The following is a 21,337-nucleotide window of genomic DNA, read 5'->3' as shown; positions in this document are numbered from 1 at the left end:
GCCGGATGCGACCGCGCACGGGAACGAGAACCGCGGCGGCCGGAACGCGAAAACGACGGTGGCCCGGATCCTTGGAAGGATCCGGGCCACCGTCTTCAGTAGCGGGGACAGGATTTGAACCTGCGACCTCTGGGTTATGAGCCCAGCGAGCTACCGAGCTGCTCCACCCCGCGCCGTTGTGATACCAACTCTACGGCATCGGCGAGGCACTCCCGACCACCCACGGCCCGACGGCCACCCGGGCGCCGTCCGCCGTCCGCAGGCCCATGGCCCGCTCCATGGGCCAACCTCCGTACGACTCGCGCTAGTTGCCATGCGTGGCGCTGGGCCCGAGGACATCGCCGCATCCCTCGATCCCGTCAAAGGCACCGGGATCGACGCGTTGAACCACGGCAGATCCGGGCTGATCGGTGGGTTCGCCACCGGTCTCGTCGGGCTGACGGTGCACCTCCGCGAGAAGGCGGGCACGCCGGCCACCGCCCACGCGGGCCCGGGGACGGCACCGAGGCCGGAGGGATCTCCCGGAACATCTCAGCGGCCGGTGGTGTCCCCGGACGCACCCGGGGCACACGTCTGCCACCCCTCGCGAGGGCGCCTCGGCGGGCACATCACCCGCCGTCCCGCACCGAACGTCGCGTCGGGCAGCCCAAATCAAGGGGCAAGCCGTGCCGAGAGGGCTACAGTCTGCATGCACCGCGTGTTGATCCGGACGCCCCCGGAGCGGTGCGGCACCGGGGAGCGGCGCTTCGTCGCCGCCCCGGTCGGGACCGGCAGGCCGTTCTCACCGCCGGCCGGGTCACGGGGCTCCCACCGCACACCTACCTACAGGACACTCGATGACCGACATGCCCGCACGCTCCACGCAGCGGCACCCCGACAGCCAGGCCGCGGCCACGGACCCGGGTACGCCGGCCCCGCTGCCCGCACCGCAGTACGCGGGCCTGTTCATGGAGCCCGACCTGCCGCCGCCCCCGGCCGACGACGCCGAGTGACAGCGGGGTGAAGGCCGGGGAACGGCCGGGTGACCTCGCGCAGTGACCGGCCGGGCCGCACGGTCGTTGGACGACCATGCGCATCCGAATCGGTGTGGTCGTCCTGGCCGTGGTCCTGCTGATCGCCGCGTTCGTCGCGAGCATCCCGTCCCGGTCCGAGACGGAGGCGGCCTGCCGCCGGGCCCTCGACAACGCCTCGACGGCCGACAACCGCCCCGACGTCTGCCAGGACGTCGACGCGGAGACGTACCGGACCTTCCTCCTGATGTACGCGCTGCGGGAGGAGGGCCTGGACTAGCCCGGGGCCCGGCGGACCCGGCCCCGAGCCGCTCAGGCCCGGCCCGGCTCCCTCGTCTGGGCAGGCACGTCGACGGTGATCAGGTCGCCGACACCCGCGACCTTGTTCAGCGCCTGCGCCAGGGCCAGCAGCACCTGGCGCACCGACTCGATCTCGGCGCGGAGTTCCGGCGCCCGGTCCCAGCTCCGCTCATGGGCGACCGGATCGACGCGGTCCTCCCGCTGGACCTCGTAGGCCGTCAGTAAGGGGTGCCATCGGCTGAGCAGCGGCCTGATGGACAGGTTGAGCACGTTGACGGCCAGCAGGCCGAAGGTGACCTGTCCGGGCGCGACGCGCGGTGCGACGGCGGGCCCGTACCGGCGCAGGATCTCCCTCGTCGTGCCGAACACGGTGTACAGGGACGACAGCGCCTCCCTCAGCAGGCCCTCGTCCTCGCCCAGCTCCACCACGGAGATGCGAGTCGCCAGTTCGACGTACAGCTCCCAGGCGGCCTCCCGCTCCGCTTCGACGGGCTCCCACACCCCGGAGATCTCCCCGACGAAGGGGATGGCCAGCTTGACACCGATCTGCTGGGGAGCAAGCCGACCGCGCCCGCCCCTCCTGAGCTTTCCACGCATGGCCTGAACCTTCCCCGCAGAGCAACTAGGCATGCCAGTCTACGAATTGTCGTGCCGTCAGGGGGCCGGAGGACAGATCATGGAGCGGGACGGTTTCATCTCGTACAGCCACAGGCGCGACATGGAGCTCGCGCAGGCGCTTCAGAGGGGCCTGCACACGCTGGCCCGTCCCTGGACCCGCAGACCGGTGCTCAGCGTCTTCCGCGACACCACCAGCCTCTCCGCCAACCACGATCTCTGGTCCTCGATCCTCACGGAGCTCGAACGCAGCCGGTACTTCATCTACCTGGCCTCCCCCGAGGCGGCGGCGTCGCGCTGGGTGCGCAAGGAGATCGAGTTCTGGCTGGCCAACCGGCCGCTGGACCGGTTCCTCATCGCCGTCAGCGACGGCACGGTCGCCTGGGACGTCGAGAACAACGACTTCGACTGGGAGCGCACCGACGCCCTGCCGCCCGTCCTCCGCGGCAGGTTCGCCACCGAGCCGCTCTGGGTCGATCTGGTCAAGGTGCGCGAACAGCGGCTGCTCTCGCTGCGCCAGGCCGACTTCCGGGACGCGGTCGCCACGCTGGCCGCCCCCTTGCACGGTCGCACCAAGGACGAGCTCGACAGCCGGGACATCCGAGAGCGCCAGGTCGCCAAGCGGCTGAGGCGGACCGCCGTCGGCGCACTCGCCGTCCTCCTCGTCACGTCGCTCGCCGCCGGCGTCGTGGCCTGGCAGCAGCGTGGCGAGGCCCTGTACCGGGCCAGGGTCTCCGCCTCGCAGGCCCTGGCCGCCCATTCCCTGGAGCTCGCGGACTCCGACCCGCGCAAGGCGGCCCAGTTCGCGCTCTACGCGGAACAGGTCGAGTCCACGGGCGAGTCGGCGCAGGCGCTGGCACGCGCGGTCGAGGCGAACTCCGGGGTGGTACGCCACGTCAAGGGAGGTTTCGAGAAACTCGCCGACTTCCACGGCCAGTCACAGGTCGCGCAGACGCACGTGGCCGTCAGCCGTGACGGTGGGATCTTCGCCTACTACTCGGACCTGGAGGAGGGCGACGTCCACCTCTACGACATCCGGACCGGCCAGGACCTGCCCGACCTCCCCACCGGGATGATCGGACGGAACAGCAAGCCCCTGCTGCTCAGCCGTGACGGACGCACCCTCGCGCTGGAGGCGGCCTTCAACCGGATCGAGATCTGGGACGTCAGGAAGACGGTGAAGGTGCGCACCATCACGGCGAGCCGGGGTGAGGACCTGGCCGAGGCCTGGAAGGGCCTTCGCTCCTTCACACTGTCCGCCGACGGCCGACGGGTGGCCGCGTCCTACTACGCGAGCGACGAGCCGTCGGCCACGCCCCGGCTGGGCGTCTGGGACACCCGGACCGGGGAGTCCCTGCTCCAGGAGGCGGCACCGGCCAAGGGGGCCGAGTACTCCCTCCAGGACGACGGCACGCACCTGCTGGCCGTGGACACGGAAGCCCGCACCACGCGGCTCCTCGACCTGCGGACCGGGACATGGGCCCGAGCCCGCACGGTGTCCGGGCTCCCGGCCGTGGACGCACCGGCCGTCTCGTTCTCGGGTGACCCCCGCCGGGCGTGGATAGCCTCCGACGGCAAGCAACGCCGGGGCGGGCTCTGGGACTTCGTCACCGGCAGGCGCGTCGCCGAGTCCGCCGACGGCCCCACAGGAGCCACGGCCCTGCCGGCGGACAACCCCGACCTCGTCGTCGGTGCCGAGGGCAACAGTCTGGTGCTCTACGACGGCGCCCTGCGCCGCACCCGCACCCTCGGGGCCTTCACCTGGGGCGTCCTCGGCGTCTCGGTCTCGGGTGACGGCCGCTGGGTGGCCGCGGGATCCGCGGACGGCGCCGTATCGCTCTACTCGACCCGGGCCGTCCACGGCGGCACCCCGTTACCGCACCCCGACCCCGTGGACGACGTCCGCTTCACCCCCGACGGACGCCTCGCCTACCGCACGGACAAGAAGTCCACCCAGCTCTGGAAGGTCGGTGAGGGAGACACCGGGCTCACCCGGCTCGGCCGCATCCCCCGCCCGGTGGACGTGCAGGACGGCGCCATCGCCCTGTCACCGGACGCGACACGGATCGCGCTGCTCGACGTCGGACGGCTGACGTTCTGGGACCCGCGTACCGGCGCCGAGGCGGCGGAGCCGGCGTACACGAGCCGGTCCACGGACGGCCCGGGTCTCTTCTACCTTCCGGGCGGCAGACATGTGGTGGGCACATGGCGGCAGGGCATCACGGTGATCGACACCCGCTCGGGAAAGGCGACCCAGACACTGGCCGAGGACACTTCCTCCGTCAGCCTCGCTCAGAGCGGCGACCGCAGGACACTGGCCTCGGTCGACGAGGCGGTCGGCGACATCGGTGTGTGGCGCTGGTCGGCGAAGGAGAACCGGTTCGAGCACGTGCGGGACGCGCACGCGGCAGGGACGGCCACCATGCAACTGGCGGTGTCCGTCAGCCCCGGAGGGGAGAAGGTCGCCACGGTCGACCGGGACAGCCGCATCACGATCGTCGACGTCCGCACCGGCCGCACGGTCTCCAGCGCCGTCGGCCCCGGACAGGGCGGATACCCCCTCGTCTTCAGCCGCGACACCCGCCTCCTCGTCCAGCCCTACGGGGCCGGTGAGCGCGGCGGACTCGACCTCTGGGACACCGCCACCGGCGACGCCCTCGGCTCCTGGGACCTGAGCGGGCAGGGCGTGCCCGGGAACGACCTGTCGGTGGACATCGTCGAGGCACCGGGCGGCGGTCTCCTCACGCGGGGCCAGGACGGTTCGCTCGTCCGCAGGGCCCTGGGCGGCGCGGAGTGGCGGGCCACCCTGTGCGCCCTGGTCCCCGACCCCCTGCCGGACGCCGACCGCGACCGCTACCTCGGCGAGCTGGACGTGGACGCCCCCTGCGACGCCTGAGAAGGACCCGCCGCACGACACTCCTGTGACGACCGCCACTGCCGTTTCCTCGTGGGTGATGTCGACCGGATGCACGGCGGCGGGCGTATACCCGGTGAAGCGAAAGATCCGGGAGTGACTGTTGACCGTCGAGGAGTTCGAAGAGTTCTACGTCCAGGCGGTCGCGCGTCTCACAGGCCAGTTGTACGTGATGACGGGGGACCTCCAGGAGGCGCAGGACGTCGTGCAGGAGGCGTTCGTCAAGGCGTGGCTCCGGCGCGGGCGGCTGGAGCGTGACGGACAGCCCGAGGCGTGGATCCGTACGGTCGCGTGGCGTCTGGCGGTGAGCCGCTGGCGCTTCCGGCGCCGTTCGGCGGACGCCTGGCACCGGGGGAGCGACGCGGCGGAGCACGTGGCGCCGCCGGACCCGGACCACGTGGTGCTGGTCGGCGCGCTCAGGGAGCTGCCCGCGCAACAGCGGCGGACCCTGACGCTGCACTACCTCTGCGACCTCACGGTCGAGCAGATCGCCGGTGAGACCGGGCTTTCCGCCAGCACGATCAAGACCCATCTGGTCCGCGGACGGGCGGCACTCGCCCACCGTCTGCAGGACCCCCGCATGGAGGAGGCTCCTGATGTCTGAACCACGGGATTCCTTGGGGCCCAGGGACGCGCGCGATCCGTTGCGGTCCTTGTTCCGGCAGGCCGGGGACTTCGGGCAGGGCCGTTCCGTGGCGGGCCCCGCCGCGGACATCACCGCACGCGGGATGCGGGCGCGGCGACGCCGGACGGCCGCGCTCGCGGTAGGGGTGTGCCTGGTCGTCGGCGGTGGCGGCGCGGCGGCGGTCGGCCTGCTCCCGGTCACGCCGGCACCCGCGCCCCCGGCGACGAGCCCATCGCCCAGCTACCACCCCTCGCCCGCGCCCCTGCGGCTCGACACCCCGACGGAGCCGCCGTCACCCGGTAACACGATGCCCGGGACGCCGGGGTCCGTCACCGGGCCCTCGTCCCCGCAAGGCCCGCCGACGACGGAGGCGCCGACGGCCTCGTCGTCGGCGACGTCCACGCGTGGGGCGACGTCCACGCCGTAACCACCGCCCAGCCCGACTGCCCGGCCCCCTCCCTTTCTTCACCTCCCTCCCCTCTCCCGTGACCCGGCGGCTCCACCGGGTGATCCCGCACGCCTCGACCCACCCGAAAGGTGCCCGAGTGTCTACGTTGTCCACCGGGCTGCGGCCCGCCCCGCCGCAGCCCGAGAGCCCCGATCCCCGGTCCGCACCACGCACGCCACGGGCGACCCGGCTCCGGAGGGCAGGCGCATGGCTCACCCCCGCGGACCGCGGAGTGCTGTGGCTCTACCTGCTGACGCGCGTATCCGTGTGGATCACGGCCCACGGTGCCCGGTGGTTGTTCCCCCGGGGCTCCGACGTACGGGACGCGGGAGCCGTCCTGGAGCCGTTCCAGCAGTGGGACGCGAACCACTACCTGCACATAGCGCGAGACGGCTACTTCCCGGCCGACGCGGGCCCCTGGATGACCGGTTGGGACAACAGGGAGGCCTTCTTCCCCGGCTACCCGATGCTCCTGAGGGCCGTGCACACCCTCGTCCCCAGCTGGACGGCGGCGGGCCTGCTGATCTCCCTGGTCGCGGGAGCCGTGGCGGTGCTGGCCCTCTCCCGCGCAGCCCGCTCCTACGTCCCCGAGGACACCGACGGCCGGCGCACGGTCCTGTTCTTCCTGCTCTCCCCGTGCGCGGTGTTCCTGGCGGTCGGCTACACGGAGGCGCTGTTCCTGGCGTTCGCACTCCCGGCCTGGCTGGCCGCCCAGCGCCACCACTGGGCGTGGGCGTGCACGCTGACCGCGCTGGCGACGACGGTACGGGTGAGCGGCCTGTTCCTGGCCGCCGCGATCGCCGTACTCTTCGTGCTCTCGGCGAGGACCCGACGGGACTGGCGCGGGGCGGGCTGGCTCGCACTGCCCGCGCTGCCGCCGGCGGCGTACAGCTGGTACCTGCACGCACACACGGATGACTGGATGGCGTGGAAGCACGCACAGGAGCGGGGCTGGTACCGCGACTTCCACACCCCGTGGGAGGCGTGGGCCACCACGTGGAACGCGGCCTTCGACGGCCTGCACACGACCGGGTACGCGGCGATGTTCCAGGCGGAGCTGGCGGCGATGGTGGTGGGCGCGGCCCTGGTCGGTCTGCTGGTACGGCACCGCCGCTGGCCGGAGGCGGCGTACGTCGCGCTGAGCCTGTGGGCGTTGGGAACCTCGTACTGGTACACGTCCATCCCCCGCGCGACGCTGCTGTGGTGGCCGCTGTGGACCGGCCTCGCGGCCCTGAGCCTGCGCCGCCCGTGGTTCAGGACGGCGTACCTGTGCGTGGCGGTGCCGCTGAGCGCGCTGGTGGCCCTGGCGTTCCTCACGGGGCGGTGGGCGGGGTGAGGGGGGCGTGCCCTCCGAAGACGGCCGCCGCCCGGTGGGCCGAGCAGCACCGTCGGCGTGGCGAGGACGTCCCGCTGGCCGATGGGGCCGCCTCGGTCCAGGAGGCCGTCGCGGACGTCCTGACGCGCAAGGCACTGGCCGCCTGTCGCCGGTACGACGTCCGTACCTTGGTCGTGGTCGGCGGCGTCGCGGCGAACTCGCGGGTCAGGGCCCTGGCCCCTTGACCACAACGGAGCGCCCCGCCCGGAAGGGACCGGACGGGGCGCTCCGTAGCAGGTCGGAGGGTTTCCCCTCCTCTGCCATCGGTAGGCCGTGTGGGACTCGAACCCACAACCAACGGATTAAAAGTCCGCTGCTCTGACCAATTGAGCTAACGGCCCCTGATGGATCACCCCCCGAAGCATAGCCTTCCCCGGCCCGGCAGCCGATCGGGTATCCGGTGCCGGGCCCTGCCGTGGCGGACGGCCCTCGGGTCAGGAAGGGGTGCGGCCGGGATCCGGGCGCCGGTGGTCCCGGCCGTCCGGCCTCAGAAACCAGTGGCGGGCCGACGCCAGCCACCAGGTCGCCGCGAAGCCCAGCACCACCAGGACGGCCAGCGGTGCGTAGTTGAAGGTCTCCCAGGTCACCGGGGACACCTGCGGCAGCATGAACAGCACCGTGATCACCACGACCCAGCCCACCGCCACGACACCGACCGGCCGCGACCAGCGCCCCAGGTGCCAGGGGCCACGCACGAAGTCGTCACCGCGCAGCAGCCGGAGCAGGGTAGGGATGACGTAGGCGATGTACAGGCCGATGACGGCGATGGACGTCACGGCGGCGTACGCGGTGTCGTTGATCAGATACGGCAGGCCGAGGGCGAGCGCGCCGAGAGCGGCCAGCCAGACCGCCGCGACCGGGGTGCGGGTGCGCGGGCTGACCGTGTGCCAGACGCGGGAGAAGGGCAGCGCGCCGTCGCGTGAGAAGGCGTAGATCATGCGGCTGTTGGCGGTGACCGACGCCATCCCGCAGAACAGCTGGGCGCCGATCACCGCGAGCAGCAGCAGCTTGCCCGTCGTGGCACCCAGCGCGTCCAGCAGGATCTGGGCCGGCGGGGCGCCCGTCGGGGAGTTCCGGGCGCCCTCGTACGACTGGATGGCGAAGGTGAAACCGAGCAGCAGCACGAAGCCCGCGATCCACGAGGTCCAGATCGACTGCACGATGCCCCGCGGACCGGCCACGGCCGCGTCGTGGGTCTCCTCCGTCATGTGGGCGGACGCGTCGTACCCGGTGAAGGTGTACTGCGCCATCAGCAGCCCGATCATCACCACGTAGAAACCGCTGCCCCAGCCGGTGTGGTTGACGAACTCCGTGAAGACGAACGACGCCGACCGGTGCGAGTCGGGCACGAAGGTGAGCGCGCCGACGATGACGGCGACCCCGACCACGTGCCACCAGACGCTGACGTTGTTGAGGACGGCCACGATGCCGACCCCGAAGGTGTTCAGCAGGCCGTGCAGGACCAGGATCGCGGCGAAGAGCAGGATCGTACGGCCGGGGGTCACCTCGAAGCCGAACTGGAGGTTCAGGTACGCGCCGAGGAAGGAGGCCGCCCCGAAGTCGATCCCGGCCGTGACGGCGACCTGGCCGAGCACGTTGAACCAGCCAGCGAACCAGGCCCAGGCCGCCGCGGAACGCGGTGGGGCGAGCCGGTGGGCCCAGAAGTACAGGCCGGCGGACGTCGGGTACGCCGAGCAGATCTCCGCCATCGCCAGGCCGACGAAGAGCGTCATCAGCCCGACACCCACCCAGCCCCACGTGATGAGGACCGGGCCGCCGGTGTTCATGCCGAACAGGTACAGCGTCAGGCACCCGGAGAGCACCGAGATGATCGTGAACGAGACGGCGTAGTTGGAGAACGCGGACATCCGGCGCGCGAGCACCTGGGTGTAGCCGAGCTCGGCCAGCCTCTCCTCGTCCGTGGGGACCGAAGCGGCGGACGGGGCGCCTGGGGCGCGAGGGACCGGTGGTGGCTCTTCGGCCACGGCATCGTCATTTGTCATGCCCCCAGCGATGCCCTCGCCGGTCCCCCGGAAACGCCGCGGGGCCCGTACGGCACCGAAGTGCTGTACGGGCCCCGCGTGTTGAACGTGTCAGCGACGGTCAGCCGTTGCGCTTCCAGCGCGGCTTGTCGTCACGGCGGCCGAAGGAACCGGTGCTGGTGCCGGTACCGGTGCCACCGCGGTGGTCGTCACGGCGGCCGGTCGGACGGTCGTTGCCACCGGAGCGGAAGCCGCCCGAGGGACGGTCGTCACGACGGTCGCGGTTGAAGGGACGGTCGCCGCCACCGGAGCGGTAGCCACCGGAGGGGCGCTCGTCACGACGGTCGCGGTTGAACGCCGGACGGTCGTTGTCGCGACGCTCGAAGGAGCGGCCGCCACGGTCGTCACGACGGTCACCGCCACCGGAGCGGAAACCACCCGACGGGCGGTCGTCACGACGCTCGCGGAACGCCGGGCGGTCGTTGTCACGACGCTCGAAGGAGCGGCCGCCACGGTCGTCACGACGGTCACCGCCACCGGAGCGGAAACCACCCGACGGGCGGTCGTCACGACGGTCGTTGCTGCCGCGGAAGGACGGGCGGTCGTTGCTGCCCCGGTAGCCGGAGCCACCGGACGGGCGGCCACTGCGCTCGCCGACGCGGTCGCTGCCACCGCGGTAACCCCCACGGTCGCCGCCGCGGTCGTCACGGCGGTTGAAGTTGCCCCGGTCGTCACGACGGTCGTCGCGCGCGGCCGGCTGCTCCGGGACGGACACCGCGGCGATGAGCGCGGCCTCGGCCTCGGCGGCGACCTCGGCCACCGCCGCCTCCGGGTCGTCGCCCCGCTCGCGGGCGGCACGGGCGACCAGGCGGTCGGCCTCCTCGCGCAGCTCGACGGCACGGCGCTGGACGCGCTCCAGCTGCTTGGTGAGGTCGGCGGCCTCGCGCTCGGCCTGCTTGGCCGCGTTGTTCGCGGAGTCGGCCTGGACCTCGGTGAGCGAGCGGGCGCCGGTGATCTCGGCGACCTCCGGCTCGAAGACGCCCGCGCCCTGCACGATGTGGCGCGAGGCGTCGACGCCCGCGTCCTCCATCAGGCGGAAGATCTGGCGGCGCTGGTGCGGCAGCGCCAGCGAGACGACGACACCGGACTTGCCGGCCCGGGCGGTACGGCCCGAACGGTGCAGGTAGTCCTTGTGGTCACCGGCCGGGTCCACGTTCAGGACCAGGTCGATGCCGTCGACGTGGATGCCTCGGGCGGCGACGTCGGTGGCGACGAGCGCGTTGACGTAGCCCTTCTTGAAGTCCTCCAGGACCCGGGTACGGGCGCCCTGGGTCATGCCGCCGTGCAGCGCGTCGGCCTTCACACCGGACTCGATGAGCTGCTCGGCGATGCGGTCGGCGCCCAGCTGGGTGCGGACGAAGATGATCGTGCGGCCCTTGCGGGCGGCGATCGCGGCCGTGACGGGCGCCTTGTCCTTCGGCTTCACGACGAGGACGTGGTGGGACATGGTCGAGACGTTGCCCTGGGCGCTGTCGACCTCGTGGGTGACCGGGTTGCTCAGGTAGCGCTTGACCAGCGTGCCGATCTCGTTCTCCATGGTGGCGGAGAAGAGCATGCGCTGGCCGCCGCCGGGGATCTGGTCGAGCAGCTCGGTGACCTCGGGCAGGAAGCCCAGGTCGGACATCTGGTCGGCCTCGTCGAGGACCGCGACCTGGACGTCCTCCAGGGAGCAGGCACCGCGGTTGATGATGTCGCGCAGACGGCCCGGCGTGGCGACGAGGACATCGACACCGCGCTCCAGCGCGTAGATCTGGTTGCCCATCGACGTACCGCCGCAGACCACCTTCATCTTCAGGCCGAGCACGTCGCCGTAGGGCTGGAGTGCGTCCGCGACCTGCATCGCGAGCTCACGGGTCGGCGTGAGGATGATCGCGCGGGGCTTCTTCTTCTCGGTGCGGCCACCGGCCAGTGCGGCCAGGGTCGGCAGACCGAAGGAGAGGGTCTTGCCGGAGCCGGTACGGCCACGGCCCAGAATGTCCTTGCCGGCCAGGGCGTCCGGGATGGTCGCGGCCTGGATCGGGAAGGGGGCGGTCACGCCGTTCTGCGCGAGCTTGCGGACGATGCCCTCGGGCAGTCCGAGCGAGGCGAACGTGACGGTCGGCTCGGCGTCCTCGGCCGGGGCGGCGTCGGCCGCATCGGTGGTGGCCACGGCGTCGGCCGGGGCCTCGGAGGCCACGACGGCCTCGGCGATCTCGACGACGTCGGTCTCGACGTTCTCGACGATCTCGGCGTTCTCAGGCAGGGTCGTACGGTCAGAGCTGGAAATTGACATGCGAAATGCGAAACCTTCCGGAGTCTCGGCACGCGCCCGTAACTCCGTGATTCGCAATTTCGACCGCCTCAATGCGGTCCAGCCACGGCAAGGGAGAGTACGCGCCACACGGCGCTCTTCTGTGTCGGCGCCGGGCAATAGGATCAAACGATCTACTACCATACGCACCCCTCCCCCCTTTGTGCAAACCGGGCCCTCGGCCCGCCGCCTCACACCGGCGCGACCTGCGGTGATGCCGTCGGCGTGCCCAGCGACTCGGCCCAGCCGGGAGCCTGCGCGGCACTGCTGTGGAACTGTGCGGCCGGGGAGGCCGAGGGCTCTTCCGGCGGCTCGGACGGCTCCGGTTCCGGAGCGGGCGGGGACGGCTCCGGAGTGGCCTCGGGGGGCTGCGGTTCCACGGGGGCCGGGAGGCTGGGCTCGGGGGCGGGCAGGCCGCCGCCGGGGGCCGGGTCCGGCGTACCGGGACGGGGCGCCGGACGGGTCCCGCGCGCAGTGGCCGAAGGGGTCGCGCCGGAGGCGCCCGGTTCCGGAGCCCGGGAGGACCCGCTCGGCTCGCTCTGCGCGTGGGCGCGGCCGCCGCCGGTGCCGGTGTGACCGGTGCCGCTCACGGTCCCACCGTCCGGCTGACGGACGGTCCGGCCCGCCCGGTCGGCCGGGTGTTCCGGTGCCGGTTCCGCCGCGTCCTCACCGACGCTCATGCAGGCGGTGGACGCGGCGATGGTCAGCGCGGTGACGGCTGCCCGGCGTACGCGGGCGGACAACTGGCGCACGAGGGCACCTCCGGAACAGGGGACGGCGGCGGGGGGAACGGCGGGCGCGAGCCACGCCGACCCGGCTGGGCGATCTGTCCAACTCCCGCGCACCCGCCGGGGACACGCCCGGACACAACTCCCCCACACGCCACCGCCCCGGCGCCACCGGGATCTCGGTCGGTGAAGCCCCCGCGCCCACGCCCGCCGCGCGGGTTCCGAACCGGCGCCCGGCCCTCCGGTCTCCCGTGTGCTCACCCGTACCCGAGCTCGTGCAGCCGCTCGTCGTCGATGCCGAAGTGGTGGGCGATCTCGTGGACCACGGTGATCTCCGTCTCGGCGACGACGTCCTCGCGTGACGCGCACATCCGCAGCGTCGGCCCGCGGTAGATGGTGATCCGGTCCGGCAGCACCCCCGCGTACCACTCGCCGCGGTCGGTGAGCGGCGTCCCTTCGTAGAGGCCGAGCAGCTCCCGGTCCTCCGGGTCCTCCGGTTCGTCCTCCACGAACACCGCCACGTTGTCCATCAGCCGCATCAGCTCCGGCGGGACCCGGTCAAGAGCCAGGCTCACCAGCTCTTCGAACTCCTCGCGCGTCATCTCCAGCACCGGGCCATTGTCCCGTACACCCGCCCGGAAGGGGCAGGCCCCCGACCCACCGCGCCCACCGGTTCCGCCGCCCCGCCGGACGCTCACCCGCCCGGCCCACACCCGCTCCCGGGTCCCCGCATGTTCGTCCGCCGGGTGGGGCATACGGGCCCAATGGTCCGCCCTCCGTTCCGTGCCGCAGTCGCCCGTCTCCGTCCTCGCCGCCGCCCCCGCACCCCCGTGGCCTCGCTCACCGCCGCCCCGCGCCCCTGGGTGCGCGCGCTCGGTCTGCTGGCGGTCGTGGTGCTGGGGGCCTGGCTCGGGCTGCTGGCCGTCGGAAGTGTGCGTACGCCGGTGGGACCCATGGACACCACCATGACCCTGCGGCCCTCGGCGACCGGTGGCACCAAGATCAACGTGTCCCCGCTCGGCGCCCTGCACCTGGACTCCCACCACGCCCCGGTCCGCCTCGACGTCGACGTCGACCAGCTGGACCCGGAACGCTCCCAGGCCCTGGTCAAGCACCCCGAACGCCTCTCCGGGCTCCAGGACGAGGTCACCGACGACGTCGCCGCCGGGACCCGCGACCTGGCCGTCCGCTCCTGCGTGGCGGTCGTCACCGGCGCCACCGCGCTCGGCCTCGCCGTCTACCGCCGCCCGCGCCGCGCCCTCGCCGCCGGCGGGCTTGCCCTGGCGCTGCTGGCGGCGTCCGGGGTCAGCGCGTACGCGACCTGGAACCCGAAGTCGGTCCTGGAGCCCAAGTTCTCCGGGCTGCTCTCCAGCGCCCCGTCGGTCGTCGGTGACGCCCGCTCGATCGTCACGGACTTCGACGTCTACCAGCAGGAGCTGGCCCGCCTCGTCACCAACGTGACCAAGCTGTACGACGCCACCTCCACCCTCCCCGTCTACCAGCCCGACCCGGCGACCATCCGGGTCCTGCACGTGTCCGACATCCACCTCAACCCGGCCGCCTGGCACATCGTGCAGTCCCTCGTGGAGCAGTACGAGATCGACGTGATCATCGACTCGGGGGACACCATGGACCACGGCACGCCCGCCGAGAACGGCTTCCTGGACCCGGCCCGCGACCTCGGGGCCCCCTATGTGTGGGTGCGGGGCAACCACGACTCCGAGGCCACCCAGGACTATCTGAAGAAGCTCCGGAACGTGCACGTGCTCGACGAGGGCTCCACGGTGGACATCGCGGGGCTGCGGGTGGCCGGCACCGGCGACCCGCAGTTCACCCCGGACCGGGTACGCCCCCGGGGCGGCGAGGAGGCCGAACGGCGCGCCGGCGGGCAGTTGGCCGAGGCCCTGCGCGCGCAGCAGCGGGCGGGCACACCGGTGGACATCGCGGTGACCCACGACCCGACCGCGGCCCGGGAGACCGACGGATCGGTTCCGCTGGTGCTGGCCGGCCACGTCCACCACCGCGTCAACGAACTGCTGCCGCAGGGCACCCGGTTGAAGGTCGAGGGCTCCACGGGCGGCGGCGGACTGCGCGCCGTGCAGAACGAGAAGCCCGAGAAGGTCCGCGCCTCGGTGCTCTACATGGACCGTTCCACCCGGCACCTGCAGGCCTGGGACGAGATCACCCTGGGCGGTCTCGGGCTGACGACGGCCGAGGTCAGCCGCCATCTCCCGGAGGAGAACCTGTCGAAATCCACGCCCTCCCCGAGCGCCCCCACGCCCTCCCCGTAAACCGTTTTGGCGATAGCTCCCCGCATCCCATATGCTTCTCACGTCCCCGACGCGCCGGACGGCGCGCAGGTGGGCCCTTAGCCCTCATCGTCTAGTGGCCCAGGACGCCGCCCTTTCAAGGCGGTAGCACGGGTTCGAATCCCGTTGGGGGCACGCTTTACCGTGTGCGAGACTTGTCTCGCACATTAGCTAGGTCCTGTGGAGCAGTTTGGAGTGCTCGCCACCCTGTCAAGGTGGAGGCCGCGGGTTCAAATCCCGTCAGGACCGCTGCGGCGCTTGCGCTGCGTGGCTGGGTAGCTCAGTTGGTACGAGCGATCGCCTGAAAAGCGATAGGTCGCCGGTTCGATCCCGGCCCCAGCCACCTCCCGAAGGCCCCGTCCGGTGGACGGGGCCTTCGTCGTGTCAGGCCGCCTCTTCTTCCTTCCGCGCTCCGCGCCGCCGCCAGGTCTGCACCCCGACGACCAGCAGCGCCACCGCCGCCACCGCACCCAGGGCCACCGCGTCCGGCACCCGCTCGCCGAGGCGCTGGGCCCATCGCTCCACGGCGAACGAGTCGTCCACGTCGAGCAGTCCGGGCAGCGCGGTGGTGCCGTCGTACACCAGGAAGAGCGTGCCGAGGGCGATGAAGAACAGACCGGACAGCATGCTTGTGCTGTGCAGCCGGACCCGGCCCAGCCGCAGGGTCCGCCCGCGCAGCCAGCTCCGGCGGCCCAGGTCGAAACGCTCCCAGAGCAGGGCGAGCACGAACAGCGGGACGGCCATGCCCAAGGCGTAGACGGCGAGCAGCAGCCCGCCGTAGACCGGGCTGCCGCTGACCGCGGCGACGGTCAGGACGCTGCCGAGGATCGGGCCCGCGCAGAAGCCGGCGAGCCCGTAGACCGCGCCCAGGGCGTAGACGGAGAGCGCGGTCGTGGGGCGGATCCGCCCGCTGAGCTCGGCGATCCGGCGGGAGGCGAAGCCCAGGCCCACGATCTGGGCGAGGCCGAGCCCGATGATCAGCCATCCCGCGCCGAGAACCAGGGCGTCCCGGTGCCCGTAGAAGAAACGTCCGGCCAACGAGCCGGCGGCGCCGAGCGGCACGAGGGTGGTGGCGAGACCGGCGTAGAAGATGCCGGTCCTGGCCAGCAGCCGGGACGTGGTGTCCAGCGAGTACGCGAAGAAGGCCGGGAGCAGCAGGGCGCTGCACGGGCTGACCAGGGCGAGCAGCCCGCCGAGCAGGGCCGCGAAGTAGCCGATGCCGGATGTCACCGCGTCCCCTCGGCGTCCTCGCCGGCGTTGCCCACGGGCGCCGCGTCGGCCGCCGCGGCCTCGATGGCACGGGTGAAGACGGACAGCGGCTGGGCGCCCGCGACGGGGCGGCCGTTGATGAGGAAGGACGGGGTGGAGGTGGCGCCGATCCCGTAGGCCTGTTCCTGGTCGCGGGCGACCGCGTCGGTCGCGGCCGTGCTCTCGGTGTCGCGGGCGAAGCGGTCGAGGTCCTCGATTCCCGCCTCGTGGGCGAGGGCCCGCAGCCGGTCCTCGCCGAACCCCTTCTCCTTGGCGCCGTCGGCGTACGCGGCCCGGTGGAACTCCCAGAAGCGGCCCTGCTGTCCGGCCGCCCAGGAGGCGCGGGCGGCGGCCTCGGACTCCTTGCCGAAGATCGGGAAGTTGCGCCACTCGATGCGCAGGGTGCCGTCCTGGACGTACTTCTCGACCAGTTCGGGTTCGGTGTCGCGGGCGAACTTGCCGCAGTAGCCGCACTTGAAGTCGGCGTACTCGATGAGGACGACGGGGGCGTCGGTGCGGCCCTGGGCCAGCTTGTCTGCGGCGTCGCGGCGGGCGAGCTCCGCGAGTTCGGGGTGGATACCGGCGTCCTCCTCGGCGGCCGTGCCGACCGCCGAGGTGTCGGAGGAGGGAGTGTCCGGGGCGGTGGCCCGGTAGGAGACGAAGCCGAGCAGGCCGGCGGCGAGGACGACGACGGTACCGAAGACGAGCGGCTTGCGGGACTTCGGGCGGGCGGTGGGCGTGGGCATGCGGCACTCCGTGCTGGTGCGGGTTCCGGGAGGGGGAAGGGAGCGGGGGAGGCGGGTCCGCCTACACCCTCAGCACGGAGAGCTCGACGGGGGTGGGCGCGGCGGGCCTGGCCGCGTGTACGGCGATGCGGGCGGCGGCCGGGAGGGGCGCCCGCCCGAGGGCGGGGGCCGGCCCGGGCGCGGTGTGTCCGGGCGCGGGGTCGTGCGGGACGCGGTTCCGGGCCGGCAGGGCGGGGCCGGCGCCGGGGTGGTTCCGGTCCGGGTCGCAGCCGGGTACGTCCGGGGCCGCGGTGTTCTCGTCGGCCGCGGCGGCGGCGACCGTCGCCTGATGCGGACCCGCCGCCACGGCGGGCGTGCCGAACAGCCCCAGTACGACCGCGAGCACCGCCGCCAGGCAGTACCACTGCGTACGGGACACGGAGGCCGCCTTCCACGGAAACGAACGGGTGATCAGCTGCCCGAAATGGTACGTGCTGTGATCCCTCGTGCCCGCGCGGTCACGGCCCGGCGGCTCGCCCCACCCGGCGCGGACCAGGGAAAGGGCCGGGCGGCGGTCACGGGAAAGCCGGGCGACGGGCCGTGGAAAGGGCGGGCGACGGGCCGTGGAAAGGGCGGGCGACAGGCCGTGGGACGGCCAGGTGACGGAATCCGCGCGAAATGCGTTCGCCACTCCTCGCGCCCGGGTGAGATCCTGGGATCCGTATGTCTACTTCCTTTGCCGACCTCCAGTCCCAGCTCGGGCAGCTCTCGCTCCGCGACGCGCACCGGCTCGGCCGGCGTCTCGAGGGTGCCCGCCGCATCCGCAAGCCCGAGGCCCGCCAGTCCGTGCTGGACGAGATCTCCGCCGAGGCCGGGAAGGCGGCCGAGCGGCTCGCGGGGCGCGCCGCGCGGATGCCCGCTCTGTCGTACCCGGAACAGCTCCCGGTCAGTCAGAAGAAGGACGAGATCCTGGAGGCGATACGCGACCACCAGGTCGTGATCGTCGCCGGGGAGACAGGCTCGGGCAAGACCACGCAGATCCCCAAGATCTGCATGGAGCTCGGGCGCGGGGTCCGGGGCATGATCGGGCACACCCAGCCCCGCCGGATCGCGGCCCGCACGGTGGCCGAGCGGGTCGCGGACGAGCTGAAGACCCCGCTCGGCGAGGCCGTCGGCTGGAAGGTGCGCTTCACCGACCAGGTGAACCCGGACGCGACGTTCGTGAAGCTGATGACGGACGGCATCCTCCTGGCCGAGATCCAGACGGACCGCGAACTGCTCGCGTACGACACGATCATCATCGACGAGGCCCACGAGCGGTCGCTGAACATCGACTTCCTGCTGGGCTATCTCGCCCGGCTGCTGCCCGAGCGCCCCGATCTGAAGGTCGTCGTCACCTCCGCGACCATCGACCCGGAACGCTTCGCCAAGCACTTCGGCGAGGCCCCGATCGTCGAGGTCAGCGGGCGTACGTACCCGGTCGAGGTGCGCTACCGGCCGCTCCTGGAGGAGGACAGCAGCGACGCCGACCGCGACCAGATCACCGCGATCTGCGACGCCGTCGACGAGCTGGGCCACGAGGCCCCGGGCGACGTCCTGGTCTTCCTCTCCGGCGAGCGGGAGATCCGCGACACGGCGGACGCGCTGAACAAGCGGAACCTGCGCAACACCGAGGTGCTCCCCCTCTACGCGCGCCTCTCGCACGCCGAGCAGCACCGGGTCTTCCAGCGCCACACGGGCCGCAGGATCGTTCTGGCGACGAACGTCGCGGAGACCTCGCTGACCGTCCCGGGCATCAAGTACGTCATCGACCCGGGCACCGCGCGCATCTCCCGCTACAGCCACCGCACCAAGGTCCAGCGGCTGCCGATCGAGCCGGTGTCGCAGGCCAGCGCCAACCAGCGCAAGGGCCGTTGCGGCCGTACGTCGGACGGCATCTGTATCCGGCTGTACTCCGAGGACGACTTCCTCACGCGTCCGGAGTTCACCGACCCCGAGATCCTGCGGACGAACCTCGCCTCCGTCATCCTCCAGATGACCGCGGCCGGCCTCGGTGACATCGAGAAGTTCCCCTTCATCGACCCGCCGGACCACCGCAACATCCGCGACGGCGTCCAGCTGCTCCAGGAGCTCGGCGCGCTGGACCCGCAGGAGAAGGACCCCAGGAAGCGCCTCACCCCGCTGGGCCGCAAGCTCTCCCAGCTGCCCGTGGACCCGCGCCTGGCCCGCATGGTGGTGGAGGCCGACCGCAACGGCTGCGTCCGCGAGGTCATGGTGATCGCCGCCGCGCTCTCCATCCAGGACCCGCGCGAGCGCCCCGCGGAGAAGCAGACCCAGGCCGACCAGCACCACGCCCGCTTCAAGGACGAGACGTCGGACTTCCTGGCGTACCTGAACCTGTGGCGTTACGTCCGGGAGCAGCAGAAGGAGCGCGGATCCTCCAGCTTCCGCCGGATGTGCAAGCAGGAGTACCTCAACTTCCTGCGCATCCGCGAGTGGCAGGACATCTACGCGCAGCTGCGCTCGGTGGCCAGGCAGATGGGCATCCAGCTGAACGACGAGGACGCGCCGGAGCAGTCGGTGCACACCTCGCTGCTGGCCGGTCTGCTGTCGCACATCGGGCTGAAGGACACCGAGAAGAACGAATACCTGGGGGCCCGCAACGCCAAGTTCGCGCTCTTCCCCGGATCGGCGCTGTTCAAGAAGCAGCCGCGCTTCGTGATGTCGGCCGAGCTGGTCGAGACCTCGCGGCTCTGGGCACGGGTCAATGCGAAGGTCGAGCCGGAGTGGATCGAGCCGCTCGCCCAGCACCTGCTGAAGCGCACGTACAGCGAGCCGCACTGGGAGAAGGACCAGGCAGCGGTCATGGCGTACGAGCGGGTCACGCTCTACGGGGTACCGATCGTCGCCCAGCGCAAGATCAATTTCGGCCGGATCGACCAGGAGGCGTCCCGCGACCTGTTCATCCGCAACGCCCTGGTCGAGGGCGACTGGCGCACCCATCATCAGTTCTTCCATGACAATCGCAAACTGCTCGGCGAGGTCGAGGAGTTGGAGCACCGCGCCCGGCGCCGCGACATCCTCGTGGACGACGAGACGCTCTTCGACTTCTACGACAGGCGGATCCCGGAACACATCGTCTCCGGGGCGCACTTCGACTCCTGGTGGAAGCACAAGCGCCGCGAGGAGCCGGACGCGCTCGACTTCGAGCGGTCCATGCTCATCAACGAGAAGGCCTCGGCCGTCACCAAGGACGACTACCCCGACTCCTGGCGGCAGGGGAAGCTCAAGTTCCGGGTGACCTACCAGTTCGAGCCGGGCGCGGACGCGGACGGCGTGACCGTCCACATCCCGCTCCAGGTGCTCAACCAGGTCACCCCGGAAGGCTTCGACTGGCAGATCCCCGGCCTGCGCGAGGAGGTGGTCACCGAACTGATCCGCTCGCTGCCCAAGCCGATCCGCCGGCACTACGTCCCGGCCCCGAACTACGCGACGAAGTTCCTCGACCGCGCGGTGCCGTTGCAGGAGCCCCTGCCGCTCACGCTCGCCCGTGAGCTCCAGCGGATGGTCGGCGTGCCGGTGACGGCGGACGACTTCGACCTGTCCCGCGTCCCGGACCACCTCAAGATCACCTTCCGGATCGTGGACGAGCGGCGCCGCAAGGTGGCCGAGGACAAGGACCTGGAGGCGTTGAAGCTCTCGTTGCGCCCCAAGGCCCGTCAGGCGCTCTCCAAGGCCGCGGCGGCGACCGCGGGACCGTCGGGCGAGTCCGTCGAGCGCTCGGGGCTCACGGACTGGACGATCGGCACCCTGGGCCGCGTCTTCGAGACCCGCCGGGCCGGCCAGCCGGTCAAGGCCTACCCGGCCCTCGTCGACCAGGGCGAGACCGTGGCCGTACGGCTCTTCGACACGGAGGCCGAGCAGCAGCAGGCGATGTGGCGGGGCACCCGGAAGCTGATCATGCTCAACATCCCGGTGAACCCGTCGAAGTTCGCCTCGGACACGCTCTCCAACCAGCAGAAGCTCGCGCTGTCCCGCAATCCGCACGGCTCCGTCCAGGCGCTGTTCGACGACTGCGCGACGGCGGCGGCGGACCGGCTGATCGCGGCCCACGGCGGCCCGGCCTGGGACGAGGCGGCGTTCCGGACGCTGTACGAGAAGGTCCGCGCCGACCTGGTGGACCTGACCGTCCGCACGATCGGCCAGGTGCAGCAGATCCTGGCGGCCTGGCAGGCCTGCGAGCGCCGGCTGAAGAGCACCGGCAGTCTGGTCCTGATCAACAACGTCACGGACGTACGGGAGCACCTGGCCCGTCTCGTCCCGCCCGGGTTCGTCACCGCGACCGGACTGCGCAGGCTGCCCGACCTGATGCGCTACCTGGTCGCCGAGGACCGCCGGCTCCAGCAGATGCCGACGAACGTCCAGCGCGACACCACGCGCATGGAGAAGGTCCACGAGATGCAGGACGAGTACGCCTGGCTGCTGGAGCAGCTGCCGCAGGGGAGGCCCGTACCGCAGGAGGTGCTGGACATCCGCTGGATGATCGAGGAGCTGCGGGTGAGCTACTTCGCCCATGCGCTGGGCACGTCCCAGCCGGTCTCCGACAAGCGGATCGTCAAGGCGATCGACGCCGCGGCACCGTGATCCGCACCGCCGCGCAGGCGTGAGCGGGCCACCACCGTGGGTGAGTTCGACCTGGCCCCGGGAC

General features: G+C 71.9%; 16 protein-coding genes, 5 tRNA genes and 1 pseudogene. 11 read left to right on the top strand and 11 right to left on the bottom strand.

Translation table 11 applies throughout. From position 1 onward, the window contains the following. Window positions 1-99 precede the first annotated feature (99 nt). Window positions 100-173 (bottom strand) — tRNA-Met (locus tag SACTE_RS17585). 663 nt (window positions 174-836) lie between these two features. On the opposite strand from SACTE_RS17585, the gene SACTE_RS34610 reads away from it, so the two are divergent. Together SACTE_RS34610 and SACTE_RS17580 are read left to right on the top strand one after the other, a co-directional pair. Next, the gene (locus SACTE_RS34610; protein WP_014047366.1) at window positions 837-992 is read left to right on the top strand and encodes a hypothetical protein; all 156 of its coding nucleotides are present in this window, start codon (window positions 837-839) and stop codon (window positions 990-992) included. Between the two features lie 76 nt (window positions 993-1,068). Next, window positions 1,069-1,290, top strand: a complete 222-nt coding sequence (locus SACTE_RS17580) for a hypothetical protein (RefSeq protein WP_014047365.1) — start codon at window positions 1,069-1,071, stop codon at window positions 1,288-1,290. A gap of 32 nt (window positions 1,291-1,322) precedes the next feature. On the opposite strand, the gene SACTE_RS17575 is transcribed toward SACTE_RS17580, so the two are convergent. Further along, a complete protein-coding gene (locus SACTE_RS17575; RefSeq protein ID WP_014047364.1) occupies window positions 1,323-1,907 on the bottom strand; it encodes a hypothetical protein in 585 nt (194 codons plus the stop codon). Window positions 1,908-1,986: 79 nt separating this feature from the next. Between SACTE_RS17575 and SACTE_RS17570 the strand changes: the two genes are divergently transcribed. Further along, a complete protein-coding gene (locus SACTE_RS17570; RefSeq protein WP_014047363.1) occupies window positions 1,987-4,821 on the top strand; it encodes a TIR domain-containing protein in 2,835 nt (944 codons plus the stop codon). Between the two features lie 121 nt (window positions 4,822-4,942). After that, complete coding sequence (locus SACTE_RS17565) at window positions 4,943-5,443, top strand: SigE family RNA polymerase sigma factor (RefSeq protein WP_014047362.1); 501 nt, start codon at window positions 4,943-4,945, stop codon at window positions 5,441-5,443. A gap of 261 nt (window positions 5,444-5,704) precedes the next feature. On the opposite strand, the gene SACTE_RS35580 is transcribed toward SACTE_RS17565, so the two are convergent. Beyond that, window positions 5,705-5,884, bottom strand: coding sequence for a hypothetical protein (locus SACTE_RS35580; RefSeq protein WP_014047361.1), 180 nt, complete (start codon window positions 5,882-5,884; stop codon window positions 5,705-5,707). A 125-nt stretch (window positions 5,885-6,009) separates the two neighbouring features. Between SACTE_RS35580 and SACTE_RS17555 the strand changes: the two genes are divergently transcribed. Both SACTE_RS17555 and SACTE_RS17550 read left to right on the top strand, forming a co-directional pair. Further along, window positions 6,010-7,248, top strand: coding sequence for a mannosyltransferase family protein (locus tag SACTE_RS17555; RefSeq protein ID WP_014047360.1), 1,239 nt, complete (start codon window positions 6,010-6,012; stop codon window positions 7,246-7,248). A gap of 17 nt (window positions 7,249-7,265) precedes the next feature. Then, window positions 7,266-7,466 (top strand): annotated as a pseudogene (locus SACTE_RS17550) (tRNA (adenosine(37)-N6)-threonylcarbamoyltransferase complex transferase subunit TsaD); the annotation flags it as partial. A gap of 88 nt (window positions 7,467-7,554) precedes the next feature. Here SACTE_RS17550 and SACTE_RS17545 read toward each other — a convergent pair. The 5 genes from SACTE_RS17545 to SACTE_RS17525 form a co-directional block, all read right to left on the bottom strand. Then, a tRNA-Lys gene (locus SACTE_RS17545) sits at window positions 7,555-7,628 on the bottom strand. A gap of 93 nt (window positions 7,629-7,721) precedes the next feature. Beyond that, window positions 7,722-9,290: an amino acid permease gene (locus SACTE_RS17540; RefSeq protein WP_014047359.1), complete on the bottom strand. Its 1,569-nt coding sequence runs from the start codon at window positions 9,288-9,290 to the stop codon at window positions 7,722-7,724. A gap of 100 nt (window positions 9,291-9,390) precedes the next feature. Next, on the bottom strand, window positions 9,391-11,601 hold the full coding sequence (locus SACTE_RS17535) for a DEAD/DEAH box helicase (protein ID WP_019992428.1): 2,211 nt from the start codon (window positions 11,599-11,601) through the stop codon (window positions 9,391-9,393). Between the two features lie 209 nt (window positions 11,602-11,810). After that, complete coding sequence (locus SACTE_RS17530) at window positions 11,811-12,371, bottom strand: hypothetical protein (RefSeq protein ID WP_014047357.1); 561 nt, start codon at window positions 12,369-12,371, stop codon at window positions 11,811-11,813. Between the two features lie 233 nt (window positions 12,372-12,604). Beyond that, a complete protein-coding gene (locus SACTE_RS17525) occupies window positions 12,605-12,949 on the bottom strand; it encodes a metallopeptidase family protein (RefSeq protein WP_014047356.1) in 345 nt (114 codons plus the stop codon). Window positions 12,950-13,111: 162 nt separating this feature from the next. Here SACTE_RS17525 and SACTE_RS17520 point away from each other — a divergent pair, with 162 nt between their 5' ends. From SACTE_RS17520 to SACTE_RS17505, 4 genes are all read left to right on the top strand, one after another. Next, window positions 13,112-14,638 (top strand): metallophosphoesterase, encoded by a 1,527-nt coding sequence (locus SACTE_RS17520; RefSeq protein WP_026358950.1) that lies wholly within the window; start codon window positions 13,112-13,114, stop codon window positions 14,636-14,638. An 80-nt stretch (window positions 14,639-14,718) separates the two neighbouring features. Continuing rightward, window positions 14,719-14,791, top strand: a tRNA-Glu gene (locus SACTE_RS17515). 39 nt (window positions 14,792-14,830) lie between these two features. Further along, window positions 14,831-14,905: transfer RNA gene (locus SACTE_RS17510), tRNA-Asp, on the top strand. A 20-nt stretch (window positions 14,906-14,925) separates the two neighbouring features. Then, a tRNA-Phe gene (locus tag SACTE_RS17505) sits at window positions 14,926-14,999 on the top strand. 41 nt (window positions 15,000-15,040) lie between these two features. Here SACTE_RS17505 and SACTE_RS17500 read toward each other — a convergent pair. From SACTE_RS17500 to SACTE_RS17490, 3 genes are all read right to left on the bottom strand, one after another. After that, a complete protein-coding gene (locus SACTE_RS17500) occupies window positions 15,041-15,886 on the bottom strand; it encodes a cytochrome c biogenesis CcdA family protein (RefSeq protein ID WP_014047354.1) in 846 nt (281 codons plus the stop codon). Further along, window positions 15,883-16,650: a DsbA family protein gene (locus SACTE_RS17495; RefSeq protein ID WP_014047353.1), complete on the bottom strand. Its 768-nt coding sequence runs from the start codon at window positions 16,648-16,650 to the stop codon at window positions 15,883-15,885. Before SACTE_RS17495 ends, SACTE_RS17500 begins: the two co-directional genes overlap by 4 nt. Window positions 16,651-16,711: 61 nt before the next feature. After that, complete coding sequence (locus SACTE_RS17490; protein WP_014047352.1) at window positions 16,712-17,068, bottom strand: hypothetical protein; 357 nt, start codon at window positions 17,066-17,068, stop codon at window positions 16,712-16,714. A 284-nt stretch (window positions 17,069-17,352) separates the two neighbouring features. On the opposite strand from SACTE_RS17490, the gene hrpA reads away from it, so the two are divergent. Beyond that, complete coding sequence (hrpA, locus tag SACTE_RS17485; RefSeq protein WP_014047351.1) at window positions 17,353-21,273, top strand: ATP-dependent RNA helicase HrpA; 3,921 nt, start codon at window positions 17,353-17,355, stop codon at window positions 21,271-21,273. The last annotated feature ends 64 nt before the right edge of the window (window positions 21,274-21,337 follow it).

The organism is Streptomyces sp. SirexAA-E (genome assembly GCF_000177195.2).
Taxonomy (GTDB): Bacteria; Actinomycetota; Actinomycetes; order Streptomycetales; family Streptomycetaceae; genus Streptomyces; species Streptomyces flavovirens.
Note: the sequence above shows the minus strand (reverse complement) of the source record. Positions and strands in the feature narration are given on the sequence as shown.